16 protein-coding genes are annotated in these 20,480 nt (G+C 70.2%); 7 read left to right on the forward strand and 9 right to left on the reverse strand.

The features are described from left to right. The first annotated feature begins 283 nt into the window (after positions 1-283). Together AB0M02_RS32035 and AB0M02_RS32040 are read left to right on the forward strand one after the other, a co-directional pair. Complete coding sequence (locus tag AB0M02_RS32035; RefSeq protein ID WP_364233637.1) at positions 284-7,561, forward strand: ricin-type beta-trefoil lectin domain protein; 7,278 nt, start codon at positions 284-286, stop codon at positions 7,559-7,561. Then, positions 7,558-7,959: a hypothetical protein gene (locus tag AB0M02_RS32040; protein WP_364233639.1), complete on the forward strand. Its 402-nt coding sequence runs from the start codon at positions 7,558-7,560 to the stop codon at positions 7,957-7,959. The genes AB0M02_RS32035 and AB0M02_RS32040 overlap by 4 nt, the downstream gene beginning before the upstream one ends. Before the next feature lie 7 nt (positions 7,960-7,966). Here AB0M02_RS32040 and AB0M02_RS32045 read toward each other — a convergent pair whose 3' ends face one another. The 3 genes from AB0M02_RS32045 to AB0M02_RS32055 all read right to left on the reverse strand — a co-directional run bounded on the left by AB0M02_RS32045 (position 7,967) and on the right by AB0M02_RS32055 (position 11,059). Continuing rightward, positions 7,967-9,115, reverse strand: a complete 1,149-nt coding sequence (locus tag AB0M02_RS32045; RefSeq protein WP_364233641.1) for a hypothetical protein — start codon at positions 9,113-9,115, stop codon at positions 7,967-7,969. A 109-nt stretch (positions 9,116-9,224) separates the two neighbouring features. Beyond that, positions 9,225-10,415: a HAMP domain-containing sensor histidine kinase gene (locus tag AB0M02_RS32050; protein WP_364233645.1), complete on the reverse strand. Its 1,191-nt coding sequence runs from the start codon at positions 10,413-10,415 to the stop codon at positions 9,225-9,227. Continuing rightward, on the reverse strand, positions 10,412-11,059 hold the full coding sequence (locus tag AB0M02_RS32055) for a response regulator transcription factor (RefSeq protein ID WP_364233647.1): 648 nt from the start codon (positions 11,057-11,059) through the stop codon (positions 10,412-10,414). The genes AB0M02_RS32050 and AB0M02_RS32055 overlap by 4 nt, the downstream gene beginning before the upstream one ends. A gap of 118 nt (positions 11,060-11,177) precedes the next feature. On the opposite strand from AB0M02_RS32055, the gene AB0M02_RS32060 reads away from it, so the two are divergent. From AB0M02_RS32060 to AB0M02_RS32075, 4 genes are read left to right on the forward strand one after another with little or no spacing between them, the layout of a single operon-like run. After that, positions 11,178-11,831 (forward strand): hypothetical protein, encoded by a 654-nt coding sequence (locus tag AB0M02_RS32060; protein ID WP_364233648.1) that lies wholly within the window; start codon positions 11,178-11,180, stop codon positions 11,829-11,831. After that, positions 11,824-12,897: a peptidoglycan-binding domain-containing protein gene (locus AB0M02_RS32065; RefSeq protein WP_364233651.1), complete on the forward strand. Its 1,074-nt coding sequence runs from the start codon at positions 11,824-11,826 to the stop codon at positions 12,895-12,897. The genes AB0M02_RS32060 and AB0M02_RS32065 overlap by 8 nt, the downstream gene beginning before the upstream one ends. After that, positions 12,894-13,610, forward strand: coding sequence for an ABC transporter ATP-binding protein (locus AB0M02_RS32070; protein WP_364233652.1), 717 nt, complete (start codon positions 12,894-12,896; stop codon positions 13,608-13,610). Before AB0M02_RS32065 ends, AB0M02_RS32070 begins: the two co-directional genes overlap by 4 nt. Continuing rightward, positions 13,607-14,791 (forward strand): ABC transporter permease, encoded by a 1,185-nt coding sequence (locus AB0M02_RS32075; RefSeq protein WP_364233655.1) that lies wholly within the window; start codon positions 13,607-13,609, stop codon positions 14,789-14,791. The genes AB0M02_RS32070 and AB0M02_RS32075 overlap by 4 nt, the downstream gene beginning before the upstream one ends. Here the strand turns inward: AB0M02_RS32075 and AB0M02_RS32080 are convergent. Both AB0M02_RS32080 and AB0M02_RS32085 read right to left on the reverse strand, forming a co-directional pair. Then, positions 14,786-15,436 (reverse strand): DsbA family oxidoreductase, encoded by a 651-nt coding sequence (locus tag AB0M02_RS32080; RefSeq protein WP_364233657.1) that lies wholly within the window; start codon positions 15,434-15,436, stop codon positions 14,786-14,788. The two genes, AB0M02_RS32075 and AB0M02_RS32080, sit on opposite strands and share 6 nt — an antisense overlap. Further along, complete coding sequence (locus AB0M02_RS32085) at positions 15,433-15,576, reverse strand: hypothetical protein (protein WP_364233659.1); 144 nt, start codon at positions 15,574-15,576, stop codon at positions 15,433-15,435. Before AB0M02_RS32085 ends, AB0M02_RS32080 begins: the two co-directional genes overlap by 4 nt. 98 nt (positions 15,577-15,674) lie before the next feature. On the opposite strand from AB0M02_RS32085, the gene AB0M02_RS32090 reads away from it, so the two are divergent. Next, complete coding sequence (locus tag AB0M02_RS32090) at positions 15,675-16,343, forward strand: helix-turn-helix domain-containing protein (protein ID WP_364233662.1); 669 nt, start codon at positions 15,675-15,677, stop codon at positions 16,341-16,343. Between the two features lie 66 nt (positions 16,344-16,409). Here the strand turns inward: AB0M02_RS32090 and AB0M02_RS32095 are convergent, their stop codons facing one another. The 4 genes from AB0M02_RS32095 to AB0M02_RS32110 form a co-directional block, all read right to left on the reverse strand. Continuing rightward, a complete protein-coding gene (locus AB0M02_RS32095) occupies positions 16,410-16,883 on the reverse strand; it encodes a hypothetical protein (protein WP_364233663.1) in 474 nt (157 codons plus the stop codon). Positions 16,884-16,888: 5 nt separating this feature from the next. After that, positions 16,889-17,242: a metalloregulator ArsR/SmtB family transcription factor gene (locus AB0M02_RS32100; protein WP_364233665.1), complete on the reverse strand. Its 354-nt coding sequence runs from the start codon at positions 17,240-17,242 to the stop codon at positions 16,889-16,891. A gap of 4 nt (positions 17,243-17,246) precedes the next feature. Continuing rightward, complete coding sequence (locus tag AB0M02_RS32105) at positions 17,247-17,597, reverse strand: VOC family protein (RefSeq protein WP_364233667.1); 351 nt, start codon at positions 17,595-17,597, stop codon at positions 17,247-17,249. A gap of 96 nt (positions 17,598-17,693) precedes the next feature. After that, a complete protein-coding gene (locus AB0M02_RS32110; RefSeq protein ID WP_364233669.1) occupies positions 17,694-20,378 on the reverse strand; it encodes a carbohydrate binding domain-containing protein in 2,685 nt (894 codons plus the stop codon). Between the last annotated feature and the right edge of the window lie 102 nt (positions 20,379-20,480).

A 20,480-nucleotide genomic window follows, 5' to 3' on the forward strand; every position in this document is an offset into this window, starting at 1 on the left:
ACAGGATCCGAATGTTATTCGAGTTACGCCGGATTTGATCTAGTTGGAAGGCAATCTGTGTCAAGAAGATCCACTTTGGGGACGGATCGCCGGGATTGCTGATCTTGTCAGGTTGATCATCTAGCACCCCGGATCGCCCAGTGATCCAGATCACAAAATATAGATGGCAGTAACTATCTGTGATCTTGAGTTTATCGATCAGCTGCCGCAGAGTCCCCACGCACGCGCCTCGCCAGGCGTGTGCCTCTTTTTGTCTTCGCGACTGCGGTGGGAGTCGACTCGAATGCGTGGAACAGGTCCGCTGTCGCGGCGTACCAGGGCAGCGATCGCTGTGTTGCTGTCCACGACGCTGGCGGTGACGATCGCCCCGGCCCAGGCGTGGGCCATTCCGGGCGACGGTATGAACCGCGACGACACCGTCGTGGAACTGCCCGACGTCCCGAAGCCGGTGGAGGCGGAGGGTGCCGTGCCGGCGCCCATCGAGCTGACCACCGCGGACGAGGTGGCGGTCGACCCGTACAAGCCGGAGAACGTCACGCCCTGGCAGCAGGACACCGGCTCGGTGGACCTGACCGACGTCACCGAGGGCACCACGGTCAAGGTCGAGGACCTGCCGGTGGAGCTGGGTGTGCCGGAGGGCGGCGACCCGGCCGCGCTGGCCGGCAGCTGGACCGTGGACCTGGCCGCACCGGAGGCGTCGGAGACCGCGGACCTGGCCGGCCTGATCATGAAGATCACGCCGCCGGTGACCGCCGACCCGGCCGCCGAGGTCGCGCTGAAGGTCGACACCACGGCGTTCGCCGACCTGTACGGGCCGCAGGCCGCGGACCGGTTCGGCATCGTGCTGCTGCCCGACTGCGTCTTCGACTCCCCGGAGGCCGGTGACTGCGCGTCGAACGGCGAGGCGGAGCCGGAGGACCCCGCGGTACCGGAGAACGTCGAGACGGTGCCGAGCGAGGTGACGCTCGAGCCGGCGCCGGCCACGCTGGCGCGTACCGCGTCGGCCTCCGCGCCGGAGCGCCTGATGCTCAGCGGGAACCTGTCCATCTCGAAGCTGACCGCCGAGGACGCGGCGACGCCCGGCGGCACCGGCGGCATGCAGCGCGCGGCCGCCGCCGCCGCCGGAAGCTCCGGTGTGGTCGGTGCTCTCGACACGGGCGCGTCCGCGAGCGGTGACTTCACGGCGACGCCGCTTCTCTCCTCGGGTTCCTGGGCGGCGGGCTCGTCGTCGGGTGCGTTCACCTACGGCTACCAGGTGCAGGTTCCGGAGACCGCGGGCGGCCTCACCCCGAAGGTGAAGCTGGGCTACTCGTCGCAGTCGGTCGACGGGCGTACCTCGTCGACCAACAACCAGGCCTCCTGGATCGGTGACGGCTGGGACTACAACGCCGGCGCGATCACCCGGACGTACGCCAACTGCCGTCAGGACTCCAAGAAGAAGGGGTCGAACAACACCGAGCACAAGACCGCGGACCTGTGCTGGGGCTCGAAGAACGCCACCCTGTCGCTCGGCGGCATCACCACCGAGCTGGTCTGGGACGAGGGCAAGAAGCGGTACTTCACGGCCAACGGCGACGGCTCCAAGATCGACCTGGTCAAGGACACCGGCAAGGCCAACGGTGACAAGGACGGCGAGTACTGGGTCGTCACCACGCGTGACGGCACCCGGTTCCACTTCGGCCTGAACCGCCTGCCGGGCTGGTCCGACCACGGCACCGAAGCCGACGACCCGGTCACCAACTCGGTGCTCACCGTCCCGGTCTACAGCAACCACGCGGACGAGCCGTGCTACCAGAGTGACTGGAAGAAGTCGTACTGCACCGACGCCTGGCGCTGGGGACTCGACTACGTCGAGGACGTACACGGCAACGCGATGAGCCTGTGGTGGGCGCGGGAGGGCAACCACTACGCCCGCAACTTCAACTTCAAGAGCCCGGTGCCGTACCACCGGGGCGGTTATCTGACCCGGATCGACTACGGCCAGCGCGCGAGCAGCGTGTTCTCCACCGCGCCGCAGGCACGGGTCACCTTCGACGTGGCGGAGCGGTGCTACGCCCGCGACGGCGCCACCTGCACCGAAGAGGACTTCACCAGCCGCAAGCCGGGCCGTTACCGGGTCTGGTACGACACCCCGGCCGACATGTACTGCAGCAAGCCGACCAAGGACGTGCTGTGCTGGAACGCCGGCCCGTCGTTCTGGAGCCGGGCGCGCCTCGACAAGATCACCACGTATGCCCAGCGCACCGAGGGCAGCACCGCCCTGAAGAAGGTGGACGAGTACCAGCTCAAGCAGGACCTGCCCTACCTCAAGACGGGTAACAACACGGCGCTGTGGCTGGAGTCGGTCACCCGTACCGGATATGCGGTGAACGGAATCGACAAGGCCCCGCTTGCCCCGGTCCGGTTCGAGTCCAACACCGAGGAGATGGCGAACCGGGTCAAGGACGACAACCGCCCCAGCTTCGCCCGCCTGCGCATCGCCCGGGTCATCAACGAGTACGGCGGCGAGACCCGGGTCACCTACAACACGCCCACCGGGCAGTGCGAGAGCGGCGCGGGCCTGCCCGGCAAGGACGAGCCGGCGGAGCTGAAGGCCAACACCCGGCTGTGCTACCCGACGTTCTGGCATCCGGACGCGAACTTCGAAGAGATCGACTGGTTCCAGAAGTACGTGGTGACGCGTATCCAGGAGCTGCCCGCCGTGTCGGGTGCCGCGCAGACCGACACCCGCTACGAGTACGCGAACGCCGGCTGGAAGCTGGCCGAGGCCGAGTTCACCAAGAAGTCCACCCGCACGTACTCGCAGTTCGCCGGCTTCGCCAAGACCACGGTGCTCACCGGCGCCGAGGACGAGACGCGGTCGAAGGCGGTCACGAGTTACTTCCGGGGCATGGGCGACACCGTCTCGGTGAAGGACGTCGAGGGTGTCGAGATCGCCAAGGACCGGGAGCCCTTCGCCGGCCGGATCGCCGAGGAGCTCACGTACAGCAAGGTGGGTGACGCCGAGGACGAGTGGCTGACCCGCAGCATCACGTACCCCCAGGCGGTGGAACTCGCCAGCCGCGACCGGTCCGCGGACAGCCTGCCCCCGCTGCAGGCCTGGCGCGTGCTGGAGCCGCGGCAGCTGACCGTGACCAAGTCGTCCGGCAGCGGCGACGACAACCGGACCGAGCGCCGGGTGGAGAGCCGCACGACGTTCGACGACGAGTACGGCCTGCCGACGCAGGTCGAGTCGCTCGGCGACACCGGTCGCGACGGCGACGAGTCCTGCTCGGTCATGGAGTACGTCCACGACGTCGGCCGCAACATCATCGGCCTGACCAAGCAGATCAGGACCGCCACCAACTGCACCGACGCCAAGACCGGCGCGCTCAGCACGCTGACCTCGGCGACCCGGATCGCGTACGACAAGCAGGCGTACGGCGCCGGGCTGCACCCGGACACTCCCCGGGGTCTCGCGACGCAGGCGTGGTCGCTCAAGGCGGACGGCACGGCCTTCCAGCTCGACGGCACGACCACCTTCGACGCCATCGGCCGGGTCACCGCGCGTGCCGACCGGGACAACCGGAGCACCTCGATCACCTTCGAGCCGGGCACCGGTCAGGCGTACCGGGTGCGGGAGAAGAACTTCCTCAACCACGAGCAGCTCACCGAGGTGGAGCCGGGCCGCGGTGTCGGCGTCCGGGTCACCGACGTCAACGGGCACGTCAGCACGTCCGAGTTCGACCCGCTGGGCCGGCTGCGCAAGGGCTGGGCACCCGGCCGGGCCGGTGCCGCGACGCCGGACTTCGAGGCGGTCTACACGGTCACGCCGGGCCTGCCGCCGTACGTCACCACCAAGACCCGCGGGCACAACGATCGCATCGACACCACCGTCACCATCTACGACGGCATGGGCCGGGCCCGGCAGACCCAGCAGGAGGCCGTGGGCAGCGGCCGGCTGATCTCCGACACGCTGTACAACGGCTCCGGCCAGGTGTGGATGAGCTACAACTCGTACCTCACCTCCGGCGCGCCGAACGGCGAGCTGTTCACGCCTGACACGCTGCCGCCGAACGCCACGCGGTACACGTACGACGGTCTCGGCCGCGTCGTGGAGGAACTGCCGGTCCTGGACACCGTCGACGTGCCGGCACGGGCGACCCGTTACGAGTACGGCAAGGACTACTCGACGGTGATCAACCCGGCCGGGGCCGCCTCGTACCGGGTCTACACGGACGCGCTGGGCCGCACCAGCCGGGTGGACACCTTCACCAACGCGGCGCGGACCACGTTCACGTCGATGCGGTACGAGCACGACGCCCGTGGTCAGCTGGCCAAGGCCGTCCACTCGGAGAACGCGAAGCTGACCTGGTCGTGGACGTTCGACCGGGCCGGGCGCCTGGAGCAGGCGATCGACCCGAACACCGGCACCACCCGGACCACGTTCGACGACTACAACCGGCCGCAGTCGATCACCAACGGCCGTAACGTCACGGTCTGGAACAAGTACGACGACCTGTCGCGCCCGACCGAGCAGCGGCTGGGTACCGCTGACGGTCAGATTCTGGCGGCGTACTCGTACGACACCGCGGCGGGTGGCAAGGGACAGCCGGCTACGGCCACCCGGTACACCGACGGGCTGCCGTACACCCAGACGATCGGCGGGTACAACAGCTCGTACCAGCCGACGTCGACGACGCTGAACCTGCCGACGTCGGTTGCCACGACGTGGGGCCTCAAGCCGTCGTACACGTACAACTACACGTACACCGACATCGGCATGCCGGACTCGGTCCTGCTACCGGCGGTCGGCGGCTTCAGTGACGAGAAGCTGCAGGTGCGCTACACCGCCGAGGGCATGCCCAAGTCGGTCTCCGGCAAGGACTGGTACGGCTCGGAGATCGTCTACTCGCCGTACGGGCAGGTGCTGCGCTCGACGCTGGGCGCGCAGCCGTACCGGGTGTGGGCGCTGGCGGACTACGACGACGCCACCGGCGCGCTGACCCGCCAGCAGGTGTACCGGGAGAAGGCCGAGGACACCTCCATCGTCGGGGGCAACCTGGTCTCGCAGCGCACCTATGCCTACGACGACGCCGGCAACGTCACCGCGATCCGCGAGCAGGCCACCGGTATCGAGGAACGGCAGTGCTTCAACTACGACCCGCTCGGTCAGCTGAAGCGGGCGTGGACCGCCAAGGACCAGACCAGCTGCTCGGCGGGGCCGAAGAACGCCGACGGCACGCACAACGTGGCGCCGGGCAAGGACACCGCCGGTTACTGGCAGGAGTACGAGTACGACCTGCTGGGCAACCGCACCAAGCTGGTCAACAAGGACTTCAGCGGCACGAGTGAGCAGGCCGCGAAGGACACCACCACGGAGTACACGTACGGCAAGTCCGACGGCAGCCAGCCGCAGACCCTGACCCGGACGAAGAAGTACGTCGGACCGGCCGGTACGCAGGTCGCCGCCGAGGTGGACCGCCTGTACGAGCTCACCGGCGAGACGAAGACCGTCACGTCGGTGGCGAACGGGGACAAGCAGGAGCTGTCCTGGACGTACGACGGCAAGATCGAGCGGATCAACGGGCAGGGCGCGAACGGCAAGACCGCGTACCTGGGTCTCGCGAGCAAGTGCCTCGACCTCAAGTCGAGCCTGCCGCAGGCCGCCCAGCCGATCCAGCTCTACACCTGCAACGGTGGCCTCGCGCAGAAGTGGCGTTTCACCCCGGCGCCGGTGCAGACCGACCCGAACCTCGGCAGCCTCTCGATCCACGAGGGGTGGTGCGTCCAGCCGGCCGCGAACACCGCGGGCTCGGCGTTCCAGCTGCAGAAGTGTGACGGGTCGGCGGCGCAGCAGCTGCGGCGCAACGCGGCCACCAACCAGCTCACCCACGTCTCGTCCGGGTTGTGTGTCGCGGTCAAGGACAAGGCGACCGCCGACGCGACGCCGATCGTGCTGGCGGCCTGTGTCGCCGCCGCGGCCGAGCAGCTGTGGGAGCCGCAGAACGAGACCCGCCACATCTACGGCCCGGACGGCAGCAAGCTGCTGACCATTCAGGGTAAGGAGCGGCAGGCCACGCTGTTCCTGGGCGAGTCCGAGGTCACCGTCCGGCAGGGCGGCGCGCTGGTCAACACCCAGCGTTCCTACCCCGCGCCCGGTGGCTCGGTGGTCCGCAATGCGCACGCCAACGCCGCACCGGGGCTGATGGCCGTCGTCGGTGACCATCAGGGCACCCCGTACGCCGAAGTCGCGATGGCCGGCACCGGGCAGGTGCGGATCCGCAAGCAGGACCCGTTCGGCAACCAGCGCGGCACGGTGCCGCTCGGCATGCACACCCAGAACAACGAGGGGTTCCTGGGCAAGGACCGGGACGACGCCACGGGTTACGTGCCGCTGGGTGCGCGCCTGTACGACCCGACGGTCGGCCGGTTCCTCTCCGCGGACCCGGTCATGGACCTGGCCGACCCGCTGCAGTCCAACGGGTACTCCTACGCCCACAACAACCCGGTCACCCTCTCCGACCCGACCGGCCTGTCGGTGACGCTCACCGCCTCCGAGATGGCGGCTGCTCTCGCCGGCGTCGGCCTGACCGCGGCGCAGGTGGCCGAGGCGCAGGCCAACGCGAACAAGTCGCTGGCCTCGGTGATCCTGTCGATCGCCTGGGACGTGCTCAAGGACTGCATCGGTCTCAACGACGCGATGGCCTGTTTCGGCGGTGACCTGTGGTCGTGCGGCAGCCTGCTGCTCGACATGATCCCGTGGGCCAAGATGTTCAAGTCGGGCGCGCGGATCATCAAGGCGATCGACCGTACGATCTCTGCGGTTCAAGCGTGGCGAACGGCGAAGAAGGCCGCCGAGGCGGTGCTGGCAGTCGCACGCCGAGCCGAACAACTCGCGTTGCAGGCGAAGAAGGCCGCCATCGAGCGCGCCAAGAAGGCAGCGCAGGCCGCGAAGAAGAAGGCCACCGACAAGGTCAACACGATCAGCAACAAGGCGTCCAACGCCACGAAGAAAACGGGTAACCCAGCACAGAAACAGTCGCAGTCCAAGTCCAACCCCAGTTCGTCCTCGGCCGGCAGCGGCAAGGGGAAGGACAAGGCGGGCGGCTCGGCCGGCTCCTCGTCGCGGAGCAGCGGTGGCTCCAACACGCGCTCCAAGCGGGACTCCGGCGGTGACGACGCCGACGACCCGATCGGCAAGACGCTCGATGGTGGCCGGCGCGACGGCCAGACCGTCTTCTCCGGTCACGGCGAGTGGGATCCGGCGGACGGTTATGTGACGGTGCCGGAAGGCACGACGATCACCTTCTACTCGCCGCACGGAACCGGCATCTCCAACCGGGACGGCCTCGACATCGAGCAGGGCATCCACTGGAACCCGTTCAAGACGTACGTCGCCGGCGACCAGATCCCGAACTACCGGCTGTTCCCCGCGCCTGAGCTGATGCAGATGAACGGGTCGTTCCTGCCGTGGGAGGCGGAGGGTCACCCGCTCACCGAGCTGCTCTACGAGGGTATGGGCGACACTCACTGGGCGGCCTGCCGTAACGGCCCGCCCGACCCGTGGAGCCGTGAGTGACCCATTTCGAGGACCTCTCCCCGTACGAGTACTGGAAGAAGACCTGGCCGCAGGTCGCGCCGGAGCACGCCGAGGCGATGCTCAACGTGGGCTGGCTGGATCCGGGTGTCCCGTACCCGAAGGGCCGCAGCGCCGCCGAGATCCTGGCGGCGCTGCGGGAGAAGGCTCTCGAACCGGTGCGCCTCATGCGCGGGGTGCACCACTGCGGCTTCTGCGACAGCCGCTCACCCCTGCCGTTCCGGAGCGAGATCTCCGGGCGGCAGGGGTGGCTCGGCAACGGGGAACTGGAGGTCACCGCCGCCGACGGGACGATCTTCGTGGCGCCGACCCTGGTCGTGCACTATGTCGGCGAGCACGACTATCTGCCCCCGCAGTCGTTCCTGGACGCGTTGGGATGAGCCGGAGTCAGGCCGGCAGGGTCAGCTGAGCCGGTGTGGGCCGCCGGGTGGTCGTCCCGTCGGCCTGCTGGCCGTTGTCGTTGTTTCCCCAGCTCCACAGGCTGTCGTCGGCGCGCACGGCGGCGGTGTGGTAGCTCAGGGCGAAGTCGCTGGTCCACGTCGTGGCGGTGCCCGCCTGGGTGGGGGCGTACCGGTTCGTCGTGGTGCCGTCGCCGATCTGGGCGGCCATGTTGTTGCCCCAGCACCACAGCGTGCCGTCGGCGCGGTTGGCGCAGGCCGTGTTGTCCCCGGCCCGGACGGTCCGCCAGGTCGTTCCGCTGCCCACCTGCGCGGGGCTGGTCTGGTACGTGCCGGTAGCGCCCAGCTGGCCGTAACCGTTCTCGCCCCAGCAGAAGAGGGTGCCGCTCGTACGGGTGGCACACGTGAAGGCGTACCCGGCGGTCACGGTCGACCACGTGGTGTCGGTGCCGACCTGCTCCGGAGTGGCCCGATAGCTGAGGATGCCGAGGCCGAGTTGGCCGCGGGTGCTGTCACCCCAGCAGAACAGGGTGCCGTTGGTACGCGTGGCGCAGGTGTGCGCGTACCCGGTCGCGACACTGGCCCAGTTGGTGGCGGTACCGACCTGCACGGGTGCCGTCTCGGTGTAGGCGCCGGTGCCGAGCTGGCCGGAGCGGTTGAAGCCCCAGCACCACAGCGTGTTGTCGGAGCGGACCGCGCAGGTGTGGCTGTCGGCGGCGCTGACGTTGTTCCAGGTGGCGGTGCCGATCTGAACCGGGACCGACCGTGCCGTGGTGCTGCCGTCGCCGAGCTGGCCGCGGAAGTTGTTGCCCCAGCACCACAGCGTCCCGTCGGTACGCAGAGCGCAGTTGTGCGTGGTCCCCGCGTCGATGACGGCCCAATTGGTGGCCGTGCCGACCCGCGCCGGGGTGGGACGGTCGGCGGTCGTGCCGTCGCCGAGCGCGCCGTTGAAGTTGGCACCCCAGCACCACAGCGTGCCGTTGGCCGGGATCGAGCAGGTGTGGCCGTACCCGGTGGCGACACTGGCGCCGCTGGCGTCGGGCGCCGCGGCGGCCGGTCCGGTCGTCACGCCGAGGGTCAGCGCCGTGACCGCGGTGGCGGCGGCCATGGCGAGGACGGTTCTCAGACGGTTACCCATGTGGTGTTCTCTCCCAACGACGTCGATGCACTGACAGAAATGGGAGCGCTCCCAATCTGTTCATCAGTTCATAACATCGCGAGCATCGGATTGACTAGGACGAATATTTCTAGCCCGCCGCCGGCAGGCTCACCGTGACGCTCAGCCCGCCGCCGGGACGGACGCCCGCACTCGCCTGCCCGCCGTGTGCGGCCGCGATCGACGCGACGATGGCCAGGCCCAGCCCGAAACCGCCGTCACCGGTGCGGTCCTGCAGGCGCCGGAACGGCTCGAACAGCCGGGCGACGCTCTCCGGTGCGATCACCGGGCCGGTGTTGTCGATGGTCAGCTCGACCCGCCCGCCGCCGGAGCCGGTGGTGATCCAGACGGTGCCGTCCGGCGTGTTGTACCGGACGGCGTTGTCGAGCAGGTTGGCCGCGAGCCGTTCGAGCAGGATCGGGTCACCGTGGGTCGGTGCGGGTCCGAGTGAGATGTGCAGTCGCGCGCCGGGAGGTGCGGCCGCGTCGATCGCGTCCTCCGCGACGGTGGCCAGGTCGACGGGCTCCCGGTCGATCCGGCCACGGTCGGCGCGGGCCAGGGTGAGCAGCGCGTCGATCAGCGCATGGGCGTGCGAGACGGCGGTACGGACCTCGTGGCCCATGCCGAGCAGCTCGTCGCGGCTCGGCTCCGGCTTGGCCAGGACGACGTCGATCGCGGTGCGCATGACGGTCAGCGGCGTCCGCAGCTCGTGCCCGGCGTTGGCGATGAAACGGCGCTGGCCCTCGAACGCGTACTGCAGGCGGTCCAGCATCTCGTCGAAGGTGTCGGCCAGCTCGCGCAGTTCGTCGCGCGGCCCGGTCATCGCGATCCGGGTCGAGAGGTGGTCCTGTGACGCGCTGCGGGCGGCCTCGGTGATCCGGTGCACCGGCCGCAGCACCCGGCCCGCGACGACCCATCCGGCCACCGCGGCCAGCAGCGTGACCGCGGCGAGGGTGCCCAGGGAGTACCGCAGCAACTGGTCGAGGGTCGCCTGCCGCTGAGTGGTGGCGCCCTCGACGAGGCCCTCCTCGTACGCCGCCTTGCACTTGTAGAGCAGGCCGGGCTCCGCGTTCGGGTCGGTGGACGCCTTCGCACAGGTCTCGGCGAAGCCGGCCGGGGCGGTTGTTCTCGCGGTCACCTCCTTGTCCGGCGCCGGGCCGGGCAGGTTCGAGGCGAGCAGGCCGTAGGTGATCACCACGAGGATCACGCCGCACGCCGCGAAGAGACCGCAGTAGAGCAGGGTGAGCCGGACCCGGACGCTGAACCGCCAGGGCGCCCTCACAGCCGGTAGCCCCGCCCGACGACCGTCTCGATCAGCGCCGGCGGTCCCAGCTTGCGCCGCAACCGGGCCACGGTCACCGACACGACGTTGCTGAACGGGTCGGCGTGTGCGTCCCACACGTGCTCCAGGAGCAGCTCGGCGCTCACCACACCGCCGTCGGCGGCGGTCAGCATCTCGAGCACGCCGAACTCCTTGCGGGTCAGCGACAGCGCGCGCCCGCCCCGGCTCGCCCGGTGCCGCGCCCGGTCGACGACCAGGTCACCGCGCCTCACCAGCGGCGGGGCCGACGGCGTGCGGCGGGCGAGGGCACGCACCCGGGCGACGAGTTCGGGGAACGCGAAGGGTTTGCCGAGGTAGTCGTCGGCGCCCAGCTCCAGGCCGTCGACCCGGTCGTCGACCGAGGTCGCGGCGGTCAGCAGCAGGATGCGGGCGTCCGCGCCGGCGGCCAGCGACCGGCACACCTGATCGCCGTGGACCACCGGCAGATCCCGGTCCAGGACCACGACGTCGTAGGCCGTACCGGCGACGCCGTCCAGCGCGGCGGCTCCGTCGTGGACGACGTCGACCGCCATGCCGGCGTCACGCAGGCCCTCCCCGATCCGGGCGGCCAGCGTGACGTGGTCCTCGACCACCAGCACGCGCATGCCGACATTGTGCAACGCCGGACGTGACATCCGTCCAACACGTTCTGTAGCGCTGGTGTCATCGCCGGTCCGGTAGACCTGTCGCCGTCCAGTCGGCTGTCCACAACCGGGGGTTGTCATGAAGCGCTTCCTGGTGGCCGTTACGGCCACCGCCGGCCTGATCGTCTGTGCCGCGTGCGGCGACGAGCCGCCCACGCGCGCCGTGCCCACCCTGTCCGCCAGTGCCAGTGCCAGTGCCAGTGCCGGCGCCGATGCCGGCACCGGCGGGAACGAGGATCCCAATCCCAACGCGGTCGCGGGCGACGCCAGCGCCGAGCGCCGGGCGCGGTTGCACGCCGCCGCCGAGTGCGTCCGGCAGCACGGCGCGGCCCAGTACCAGGATCCGCTGCTCACCGCCGACGGGTACGTGTACACCGACGAGGTGGCGCTGCGCTCACTCGACGAGGCGGCCATGGAGGCGATCGACGCGGCCTGCCGTGACCTGATCCGGGCGGCGAACTTCTCGATGCGGGACCAGGGGCCGCCACCGCCGCGGCTCATCCAGGCCGGGGTCCGGTCCGCGGAGTGCTTCCGCGCGAACGGCCTGCCCGACTATCGGGACCCGACCGCGGACAGCCGCTTCTCGCCGGGCAAGGGGTTCGGGCTCGACTCGGAGGGCATCCCGGCCGCGGGCAAGCAGGACCCGACCGTACGGCGGGCACTGGAGACCTGCCGGGCGATCCTCGACGAGGAGGCAGCCGTGTCGAGCCTGGGGAATCTGGGCGATGCGTAGGCGTACGGTGCTCGGCGCGGCAACGGTCGCGGTCGTCGGCGCGGGGGCCGGCCGGCTGTTGTGGGACGAGCCGGCTGTGCCGTCGGTGACCTCGGTGCCGACCGGATCGGCGACGGTGGTCCGCACCGACCTTTCGACGACCACCACCCTGCCCGGCACCCTCGGGTACACCGGCTCGTACGCCGTGTACTGGCCCGGCCCGGCGGCCGGGACGGTGACCTGGCTGCCACTGCCGGGTCAGGTGATCGGCCGGGGGCAGCCGCTGCTGGCCGTCGACAACCGGCCGGTGCGGCTGCTCTACGGCGACCGGCCCGCGTGGCGGTCGCTGGAACGCGGTGTCGCCGCCGGACGCGACGTCCGCGCGCTGGAGCGCAACCTGGTCGCGCTCGGGCACGCCACGACGGCCGGACTCACCGTCGACGGCACGTTCACCGGGGCGACCGCTGCTGCCGTACGCCGCTGGCAGCGCGCGACCCGCCAGCCGGCGACCGGCCGGATCGAGCTCGGCGCCGTCGCCTTCCTGCCGGGCCGGATGCGGGTCACCACCCTCGGCGCGGCGGCCGGCGGCCCGGTGACCGGCACGACCGGCGGCCCGGTGCTGTCCGGCACGTCACCGGAGATCGGGGTGACCCTGGCCGTACCGGTGACCAAGACACACCTCGTCCACCTGCGCGACGCCGTCACGGTCACGCTGCCCGCCGGGGAGAGCGTCCCGGGCCGGGTCACCGCGCTGTCCACGGTGGCGTCCACGCCGAGCGCCGAATCCGGCCGGGGGGACGAGCTCGCCTCCGTGGCGGCCACCGTCTCGCTGGATCGTCAGGCGTCGGCCGCGGCCCTGGACCAGGCGCCGGTCGAGGTGAACGTGATCGCTGAGTCGGCCGAGGGCGTCCTCGCCGTACCGATCACCGCGCTGGTCGCGCTCGCCGGCGGCGGCTTCGGCGTGTACCTGCTGGAGGACGGCGCCCGGCGGCTCGTCGGCGTCACTCCCGGCCTGTTCGCCCGCACGATGGTCCAGGTCGAGGCCGCGGACCTGCGTGAGGGCGCGACCGTGGAGGCGCCGGCATGACCGCCGCGGCGCTGGAGCTGTCAGGGGTGCACAAGGTGTACCGCCACCCTGTCCCGGTCACCGCCCTGACCGGTGTCGACCTGGTCGTCGGCGCCGGTGAGGCGGTGGCGGTCACCGGTGCGTCCGGCGCGGGCAAGTCGACACTGCTCAGCATCCTGGGCACTCTGGAGAGGCCGACCAGCGGAACGGTACGCGTCGCGGGCACCGACACGTCCGCCCTGTCCGACGCCCGGCTGTCCGCGGTCCGGTCCGGCAGCCTCGGCTTCGTCTTCCAGCGGTTCTTCCTCCTCGAACACCTCAGCGTGCTGGACAACGTGGCGACCGGCCTGCTCTACCGGGGCGTCCCGGCCGCGGCGCGCCGGGAACGGGCCGCCGAGGCGCTGCGCCAGGTCGGCCTGACCGGGCGGATCGGGCACCGCGCCGGCCAGCTCTCCGGCGGTGAGCGCCAGCGGGTCGCCATCGCGCGGGCCATCGTCGGCCGCCCGGCGGTGCTGCTGGCCGACGAACCGACCGGCAGCCTCGACTCGGCCACCGGCGCCGGCATCGTCGACCTGCTCGCCGCCCTGGCCGGCCCGTTGTCCGGCCGTGCCGACCCTGGTGCGCCGACCACGGTTGTGCTGATCACGCACGACACCGCCGTGGCCGCGGCGATGCGGCGGCAGGTGCGGCTGCACGACGGCCGGATCGTCGAGGACACCGGGAGCCCGTCATGAGGTCACGCCTGCGACTGCCCGACGCGTTCGCCGTGGCCCTGGCCGGTACGCGTGCCCGGCGGCTGCGCTCGGCCCTGTCCGCGCTCGGCATCGCCATCGCGGTCGCGGCCGTGGTGGCCGTACTGGGTATCGCCGAGTCCGCCAAGGCCGACCTGGTCGACGAGCTGGGGGAGAACGGCAACCTGCTCACCGTCGCGTCCGGGCAGTCGATCAACGGGCGGGAGGTGCCACTGCCGGTCACCGCGGAGGCGATGATCGCGCGGATCCCGCCGGTGCGGACGGTCGCGGCGGTCGCCACGGTCGCGGCTGTTCCGGTACGGCGTAGCAGCGCGATCCCGAAGGCACAGACCGGTGGAACGAACGTTCTTGCTGCCACCACGACGCTGCCGCGGACGGTGTCGGCGCGGATGCTGCTCGGCCGGTACCTCGACGCGCGCGCGGACCGCTACCCGGTGACCGTTCTCGGCTACGAGGCGGCCCGGATCATGGGCATCGGCAGCCTCGGCGCCTCGACCCAGGTCCTGCTCGGCGACCAGTACTTCACGGTCGTCGGCGTGCTCGCGCCGGTCGCGATCGCACCGGAGATGGACGTCGCGGCGCTGATCAGCTTCGCGCAGGCCGAGCAGCGGTTCGGGCGCACCGGCGGGCCGAGCCGCATCTATCTGCGCGCGGACCCGGAACAGGTGGCCGCGGTGGCGTCGGTGCTGACCGCCACCACCGTCCCGGGCGCCGAGGAGGACGTCCAGGTACGCCGCCCGTCCGACCTGCTCGTGGCGCGGATCGCGGCCAAGGGCGCGTTCGTCGGCCTGTTCCTGGGCCTGGGCGGCGTCGCGTTGCTCATCGCCGGCGTCGGCATCGCCAACATCATGGTGATCTCGGTGCTGGAACGGCGCTCCGAGATCGGCCTGCGCCGCGCGCTGGGTGCCCGCCGCTCGCACCTCGCCGTCCAGTTCCTGCTGGAGTCGACGATGCTGGCCGCGGCCGGCGGGCTGCTGGGCCTGGCGCTGGGTGTCGCTGCCACCGCCGTGGTGGCCCGGCTCAGCGGCAACCCGCTCGCGATCCCACCCGAGGGACTGGCCGCGGGCCTCGCCGCCGCCCTGCTCATCGGAGCCCTCGCCGGCGCCTACCCGGCGATCCGCGCAGCCCGCCTCTCCCCGGTCGAGGCACTGCGCGCCCTATGACGCGAGGGCGTGGACCTTGTTCAATGCGGAGAGGATGGTCTCCGGCGCCTGGGCGCCGGACAGGCCGTAGGTCTCGTTGAGCAGGAAGAACGGGACGCCGTTGATGCCGATCTTGCGAGCGTTGCGGATGTCGGTGTCGACCTCGGCGCTGTATTTGGTGGTCCGCAGCACCTCGGCCGCCTCGTCGGCCGGGACACCCACCTCGGCGGCCAGGCGGATCAGGGTCTCCGGCTCGTCCACCACCTCGCCGTCGCAGAGGTGGGCGCGGAGCAGGCGCTCGTGCATCTCGGTGCCCAGGTCGTGCTCGGCGGCGAGGTGGGCCAGCCGGTGCGCGTCGCGGGTGTTGACCGAGATGGCGCGGTCCAGGTGGTAGGTGAGGCCCTCGGCGTCGGCGAGCTGGGTGACCTGGTGGGTCATCGCGCGGACCTGGGACGCGGGTGCGCCGATCTTCTTGGCGAGCATCTCCTGCACCGGCTCGCGGTGCCCCGCGGGGATCGACGGGTCGAGCTGGAAGCTGTGCCAGCGCACCACCACGTCGCCGGCGTGCTCGAAGCGGGACAGGGCCGTCTCCAGGCGCCGCTTGCCGATGTAGCACCAGGGACAGACGACGTCGGACCAGACGTCGATGCGGATGCGCGCGCTCACAGGCAGACTCCGTCCGTGCAGGTCGGCGCGTCGCCCGCGTCGAGCATGATGAGTTGCGGCAGGGTCGCGGCCGGTTCCGGCTCGGCCGGGGCCGTGACCGGCTCGGCAGGCTCGGTCGGTGCGTCGGTCACCTCGGGCATGGACGCTCCTCGGCTAAGCTGACAGGGCGGTCAAGTTACCTCCGAAACGGTAGCAGAGAAGTTGACCGGGTAGTCAACTTGGCGATGTGGGGAGGACCATGCGGGCCGACGCCCAGCGCAACGCGACGAAACTCCGTGCCGCCGCCGCCGAACTGTTCGGCGAGCGCGGGTTGCAGGTGTCGCTCAAGGAGATCGCCCGCCGCGCCGGCGTCAGCCACGGCACGCTCTACAACCTTTTCGGTACGCGGGAAGCGCTGATCGACGAGGTCGTCGCCGACCTCGCCGCCGCCAGTCTCGACGAGGCGGCACAGGCCGCGCTGGCCTGCGCCGACCCGTGGGAGGGCTTCGCCGGTTATGTGTACCGGGTGTGTGAGCTGCAGGCCGTCGACCCGGCACTCGGCGACGTGCTCAACCGCCGGTTCCCGGACGCGAGCCGTCTGATGTCGGTCTGCGATCGTACGTTCGCCGCCGCGGCCGCCATCATCGACCGCGCTCAGCGGGCCGGCGCCCTGCGCACCGACTTCACTGGCGAGGACCTGGTCCTCTTCCTCGCCTCACACGCGCCGCTCGCCCGCGCCACCGCGACCTCCCAGGCCTGGCGCCGTTCAGTGGCCTTCATGCTCGACGGCCTGCGCGCCACCGCCGCACACCCGCTCCCCGCCGAGCCGCTGCCCTCCGACCACATGAACCACGTCCTCGCCGGCCTCACCACAACCCCACGTGTGGAGTACGGCCCACCCACGAACCCCAACTCCACACACAACTGACCTCAACCTTGCGTGTGGAGTACGGCCCACCCGCGAACCCCAACTCCACACGCAATTGAATTGGGGTTACGGGTTTTCGGCGGCGGTGGTGAAGAGGGTGAGGATGCTGCGCCAGCCGGCCTCGTAGCCGCCGGTGACGGTGGTTGCGGCGGCGTACTGCTCGGCGGTGAGTTTCTCCCAGCCGCGGTGTTCCAGGGAGACCCTGGTCAGGGCCGGCGCCAGCGCGGTGAACGAGAGCTCGACCTCGGTGGTCTCGGCCAGGATGGTCCAGGTCATGCCGAAGCGCTCGGTCGGCTGCCAGGCGATGACCTCGCCCCACGCGACGTCGGTCCCGTCGGACCAGGTCTCGTAGACGCGGCCGCCGAGTTCGCGCTCGATGGTCACCGTCACGACCTTCTCCTGGCCGAGGGAGTGCGACCGGGTGGGCCACCAGGCGCCGATGTCGCGGACGAACACCTCGAAGGTGTGGTCGCGGTCGCTGCGGACGAGAGTCGACTGCCGGATCGGCGGGCGTTTCAGCGGGCTGACGTTGTCGGGCACGCCGTTCAGGCTACGTCCGAGGAGATCTCCGGGGTGCCGTCGGCGCGGTCCGCCTCGACGAGGCGGCGCCCCACGTCGAGGGCGTCGCTCCACATCTCGTCGAGGAACTGGCGGAGGCCGTCCAGCCCCTCCGGCCGGGCCCGGTAGAACCGCCGGGTCCCGGCCCGTCGCTCGCTGACCAGCCCGGAGTCCTTGAGGACGGTCAGGTGCTGGCTGATCGCGGTCCGAGTCACGTCGAACGCCGCGGCGATCTCACCGGCCGCCAGCTCGTCCGTGGCGACCAGGCGCAGGATCGCCCGCCGCCGCGGTTCGGCCAGCGCACGGAGGGCGTCGTCGACCTGGGACTCGTCCTCGACCATCAGCTCACCCCCAGAGACCGACCGGGTTGCCGTCCGGATCGGCGAACACCGCGAACCGACCGTAGTCGCCGGGCAGGGGAGTCGGTTCGACCAGGGTGGCGCCGCCGAGCTCGGTGGCCCGCGCCAGCGACTTCTCCAGGTCCTCCACCCGCACGTAAATCTTGACACCCGCCTCGTCCGGGCTCTCGGCCTGCCCGATGCCACCGCCGATCGCGGTCTCGCCGGCGCCGGTGTCCACCAGGGCGTACCCGCCCTCCTCGTCGGCCGAGGACCAGCCGAACAGGTCGCCGTAGAAGGTCCGCGCGCGGGCGGCGTCGGTGCTGATGATCTCGAAGAACGCTACGGGACGGCCCATGACCGTCTCCTTCCCTCTCGTCGTTGCCGACCGGTCGGCCAGCCGACGCTAACGTTAGCCGTAGCTAACGTTAGCGTCAACTGACAAAGGGGAGAGCTACTTCAGGTACGTCGTGGCGGTGCCGACCTTGCCGGGAGCCGGGTTGCCGGACTGGGAGAGGACGTAGACGCGCAGGTTGCCCTTCGCGTTCAGGTCGACGGTCAGCGAGCCGTTGGAGACGGTCCGGCTGTCACCGGTGACGGCATCGACGTAGGTGCCGTTCGGAATGCCCGAGAACGTGGCCCCGCCGGAGACGGTGACCAGGGCGAAGCTGTCGACGCTGCCGGACGTGTAGCGGCGCTTGTAGGCCATGTTGCCGCTGACGCCCTCGGTGGAGTACTGGCCCATCTGGAGGGCCGGCACCGCGCGGCGGATCTGGTTGAGCCGCTGCACGTGCTTGACCAGCGGCTTGGACAGCGTGGTCGCGACGGTTCCGCTGGCCGAGCCGACCACGCCGAAGTCGCTCGCGGTGACGCTGCCGGCCAGGTGGCTGCCGTAGTACGCGCGACCCGTGGTCTCCAGCGGGCAGGACGGCCCACAGTCGATCTTCTGGCCGGCCTTGAACTCGATCTCCGAGCCGTAGTACAGCGTCGGGATGCCGCGGAACGTCCACATCAGCGACATGTTCTCGGCCCACGCGTCGGTGCCCTCGGCGTACCGGACCGAGGACTTGTTCGGGCCGTAGTCGTGCGAGTCGACGTAGACGACGTTGTAGGTCGCGTCGTTCACCGAGTCGTCCGAGTCCTTGCCGTTGTGGAAGGCGTTGGACGCGTCACCGAAGTTCATGTGCATCCGCATGTCGATGATGTTCATGCCGGAGAACTGGCTGTGGTCCGGCGCGTGGTAGGCGTTCCCCGACAGGAACGCGTTGGTGCTGGTCGGCTGGTTGCCCGTACCGAGGTTGTTCTCGTAGTTGAACTGCTCGAGGGCGGCGGCGGTGTCGTCGGCCGAATAGGTGGTGCGCTCCTTCCAGGTGAAGAACTGGGCGGAGTGGTTGACCGAGCCGCGGTTCCACTTGTCGTTCACGAACGCCGCGACCTCACCGAAGATGTAGAAGTCCTTGGCCTTCGTCGCGCCGTATTTCCCGACGAGGTGGCTCTGCAGGGCGGGCAGCAGGCGGCGGTTCCAGGTGACCCGCGGGATGTGTACGGCCGTGTCGATCCGGAACCCGTCCACACCCATGTCGATGTACTTCTTGTACGCGCCGATCAGGTAGTTCTGCACGGTCGCGTTCTCGGTGTTCAGGTCGGCGAGGTCCTCGTGCAGCCAGCACGACCGGGCGTCCTCACCCTCCCAGTTGCCGATCCAGCACTGGTGGAACAGGTCCGCGGGGAACATCTTGGCGGTCGGCGACGGCCACTGGCAGTGGTAGAGGGTGTATCCCTCGGGACTCTTCCCACCGGTCGGCGTGCCGTAGTTGGGACAGGTGTTGCCACTTGGCGCCGTGCTGCTCCACAGATCCCCGTTGTACGTCCGCCCCGCCGAGTCCTCCTCGAGCGGGTTGTACGCCTTGCCCGCCACCTTCTCGCTGTAGTACCAGCTCCACTGGCTGTCCCGGACGCCGTACACGGTCGGGGTGAACAGGTTCTTGGCGCCCCAGCGTGAGGTGTGGTTGAAGACCACGTCCTGGTAGATCTTGAGGCCCTTGGCGTGCGCCGTGTCGATCAGGTTCTGGTACGACGCGCCGTCCGACTCCAGCCGCGGGTCCACCTCGTAGAAGTCCCACCCGTGGTACCCGTGGTAGTCGTAGTCCGACCGGTTCAGCACGACCGGCGTGATCCAGATGGCGGAGAAGCCGAGCGCCTTGATGTAGTCGAGCTTGTCGACCAGGCCCTTGAAGTCACCGCGGAACATCGGGTCGAGGTTGGCGGCGTTGCCCGACTTGGTGTGCTGGCTGCCGCCCCGGTTGTTGGCGGCGTCGCCGTCGTAGAACCGGGCGGTCAGCACGAAGTAGATGCTGTCCTTGCGCGGGTCGCCGCCGAGCATCTCACCCTCGGTCGCCGGGGTGGTGGGGGAGGCCGTGGGGGTGGGCGTCGGCGTGGGGGAGACGGTGGGCGACGGTGACGGTGTCACGCAGGGCGAGGCCGCGTTCGCGGTGACCACACCGGCGTTGACCGTGGTGATCCCGGCGCCGAGCGCGTAGTTGCGGCCGGAGTTGTTGTCCCAGGTCCCGGAGCCGTTGTTGAACGTGGCCGCCCAGCTGGTGGCGGTGCCCAGGCTCACGGTCTTGCGGACCCAGCCCGCGCAGGCCTCCTCGTTCATCACCACGCCGGGTGCCGTGGTCCACGCGGCGCCGGTCGGCGCGTAGTGCAGGTACGTCGTGGTCCAGGAGGACTTGTAGTAGACGGTCGCCGAGTTGACCGCCGTGCTGCACGGCACCGCCGACCCGACCGCGCCGCCGGAGACCGTGACGGTCCCGGTGCCGGCGCTGTAGTTGGTGCCTCCGTTGTTGTCCCAGGTGCCGGAGCCGTTGTTGAAGACGAGCTGCAACCCGGTGGCGGTGCCGAGGTCGATGTCCTTGCGGTACCAGCCGGCGCAGCTGTCCGCGGTCATCGCCACGCCCGGCACGGTCGTCCACGAGCCGCCGGTGGGTGCGTAGTGGATGTTCACCGTGGTCCAGCCCGCGGACGGTTTGTAGTAGACGGTCACCTGGTTGGCGGCCTGTGCGGCCATCGGTGCGGCGGTCAGCAGAAGGGGGACGGCGCAGAGCACGGCCAGTGCTCTTCGGAGTCTTCGAGACACGGCGGGCCTCCAGCATTTCAGGGGGATGAGAGGGCGTAGCGAGCCGGAAATCTCGCGTTCATATTGACGGGGACCGTAGCAAGTTCTTGCACGTTCTGGAAG

The sequence above is a fragment of the Actinoplanes sp. NPDC051861 genome (genome assembly GCF_040681145.1).
GTDB lineage: Bacteria > Actinomycetota > Actinomycetes > Mycobacteriales > Micromonosporaceae > Actinoplanes.

Coding starts and splice junctions, on each gene's coding strand:
- AB0M02_RS32090 (WP_364233662.1), top strand. CDS start 15,675: ATGCGGGCCGACGCCCAGCGCAACGCGACGAAACTCCGTGCCGCCGCC.
- AB0M02_RS32070 (WP_364233652.1), top strand. CDS start 12,894: ATGACCGCCGCGGCGCTGGAGCTGTCAGGGGTGCACAAGGTGTACCGC.
- AB0M02_RS32065 (WP_364233651.1), top strand. CDS start 11,824: ATGCGTAGGCGTACGGTGCTCGGCGCGGCAACGGTCGCGGTCGTCGGC.
- AB0M02_RS32100 (WP_364233665.1), bottom strand. CDS start 17,242: ATGGTCGAGGACGAGTCCCAGGTCGACGACGCCCTCCGTGCGCTGGCC.
- AB0M02_RS32085 (WP_364233659.1), bottom strand. CDS start 15,576: ATGCCCGAGGTGACCGACGCACCGACCGAGCCTGCCGAGCCGGTCACG.
- AB0M02_RS32105 (WP_364233667.1), bottom strand. CDS start 17,597: ATGGGCCGTCCCGTAGCGTTCTTCGAGATCATCAGCACCGACGCCGCC.
- AB0M02_RS32045 (WP_364233641.1), bottom strand. CDS start 9,115: ATGGGTAACCGTCTGAGAACCGTCCTCGCCATGGCCGCCGCCACCGCG.
- AB0M02_RS32060 (WP_364233648.1), top strand. CDS start 11,178: ATGAAGCGCTTCCTGGTGGCCGTTACGGCCACCGCCGGCCTGATCGTC.
- AB0M02_RS32035 (WP_364233637.1), top strand. CDS start 284: ATGCGTGGAACAGGTCCGCTGTCGCGGCGTACCAGGGCAGCGATCGCT.
- AB0M02_RS32055 (WP_364233647.1), bottom strand. CDS start 11,059: ATGCGCGTGCTGGTGGTCGAGGACCACGTCACGCTGGCCGCCCGGATC.
- AB0M02_RS32075 (WP_364233655.1), top strand. CDS start 13,607: ATGAGGTCACGCCTGCGACTGCCCGACGCGTTCGCCGTGGCCCTGGCC.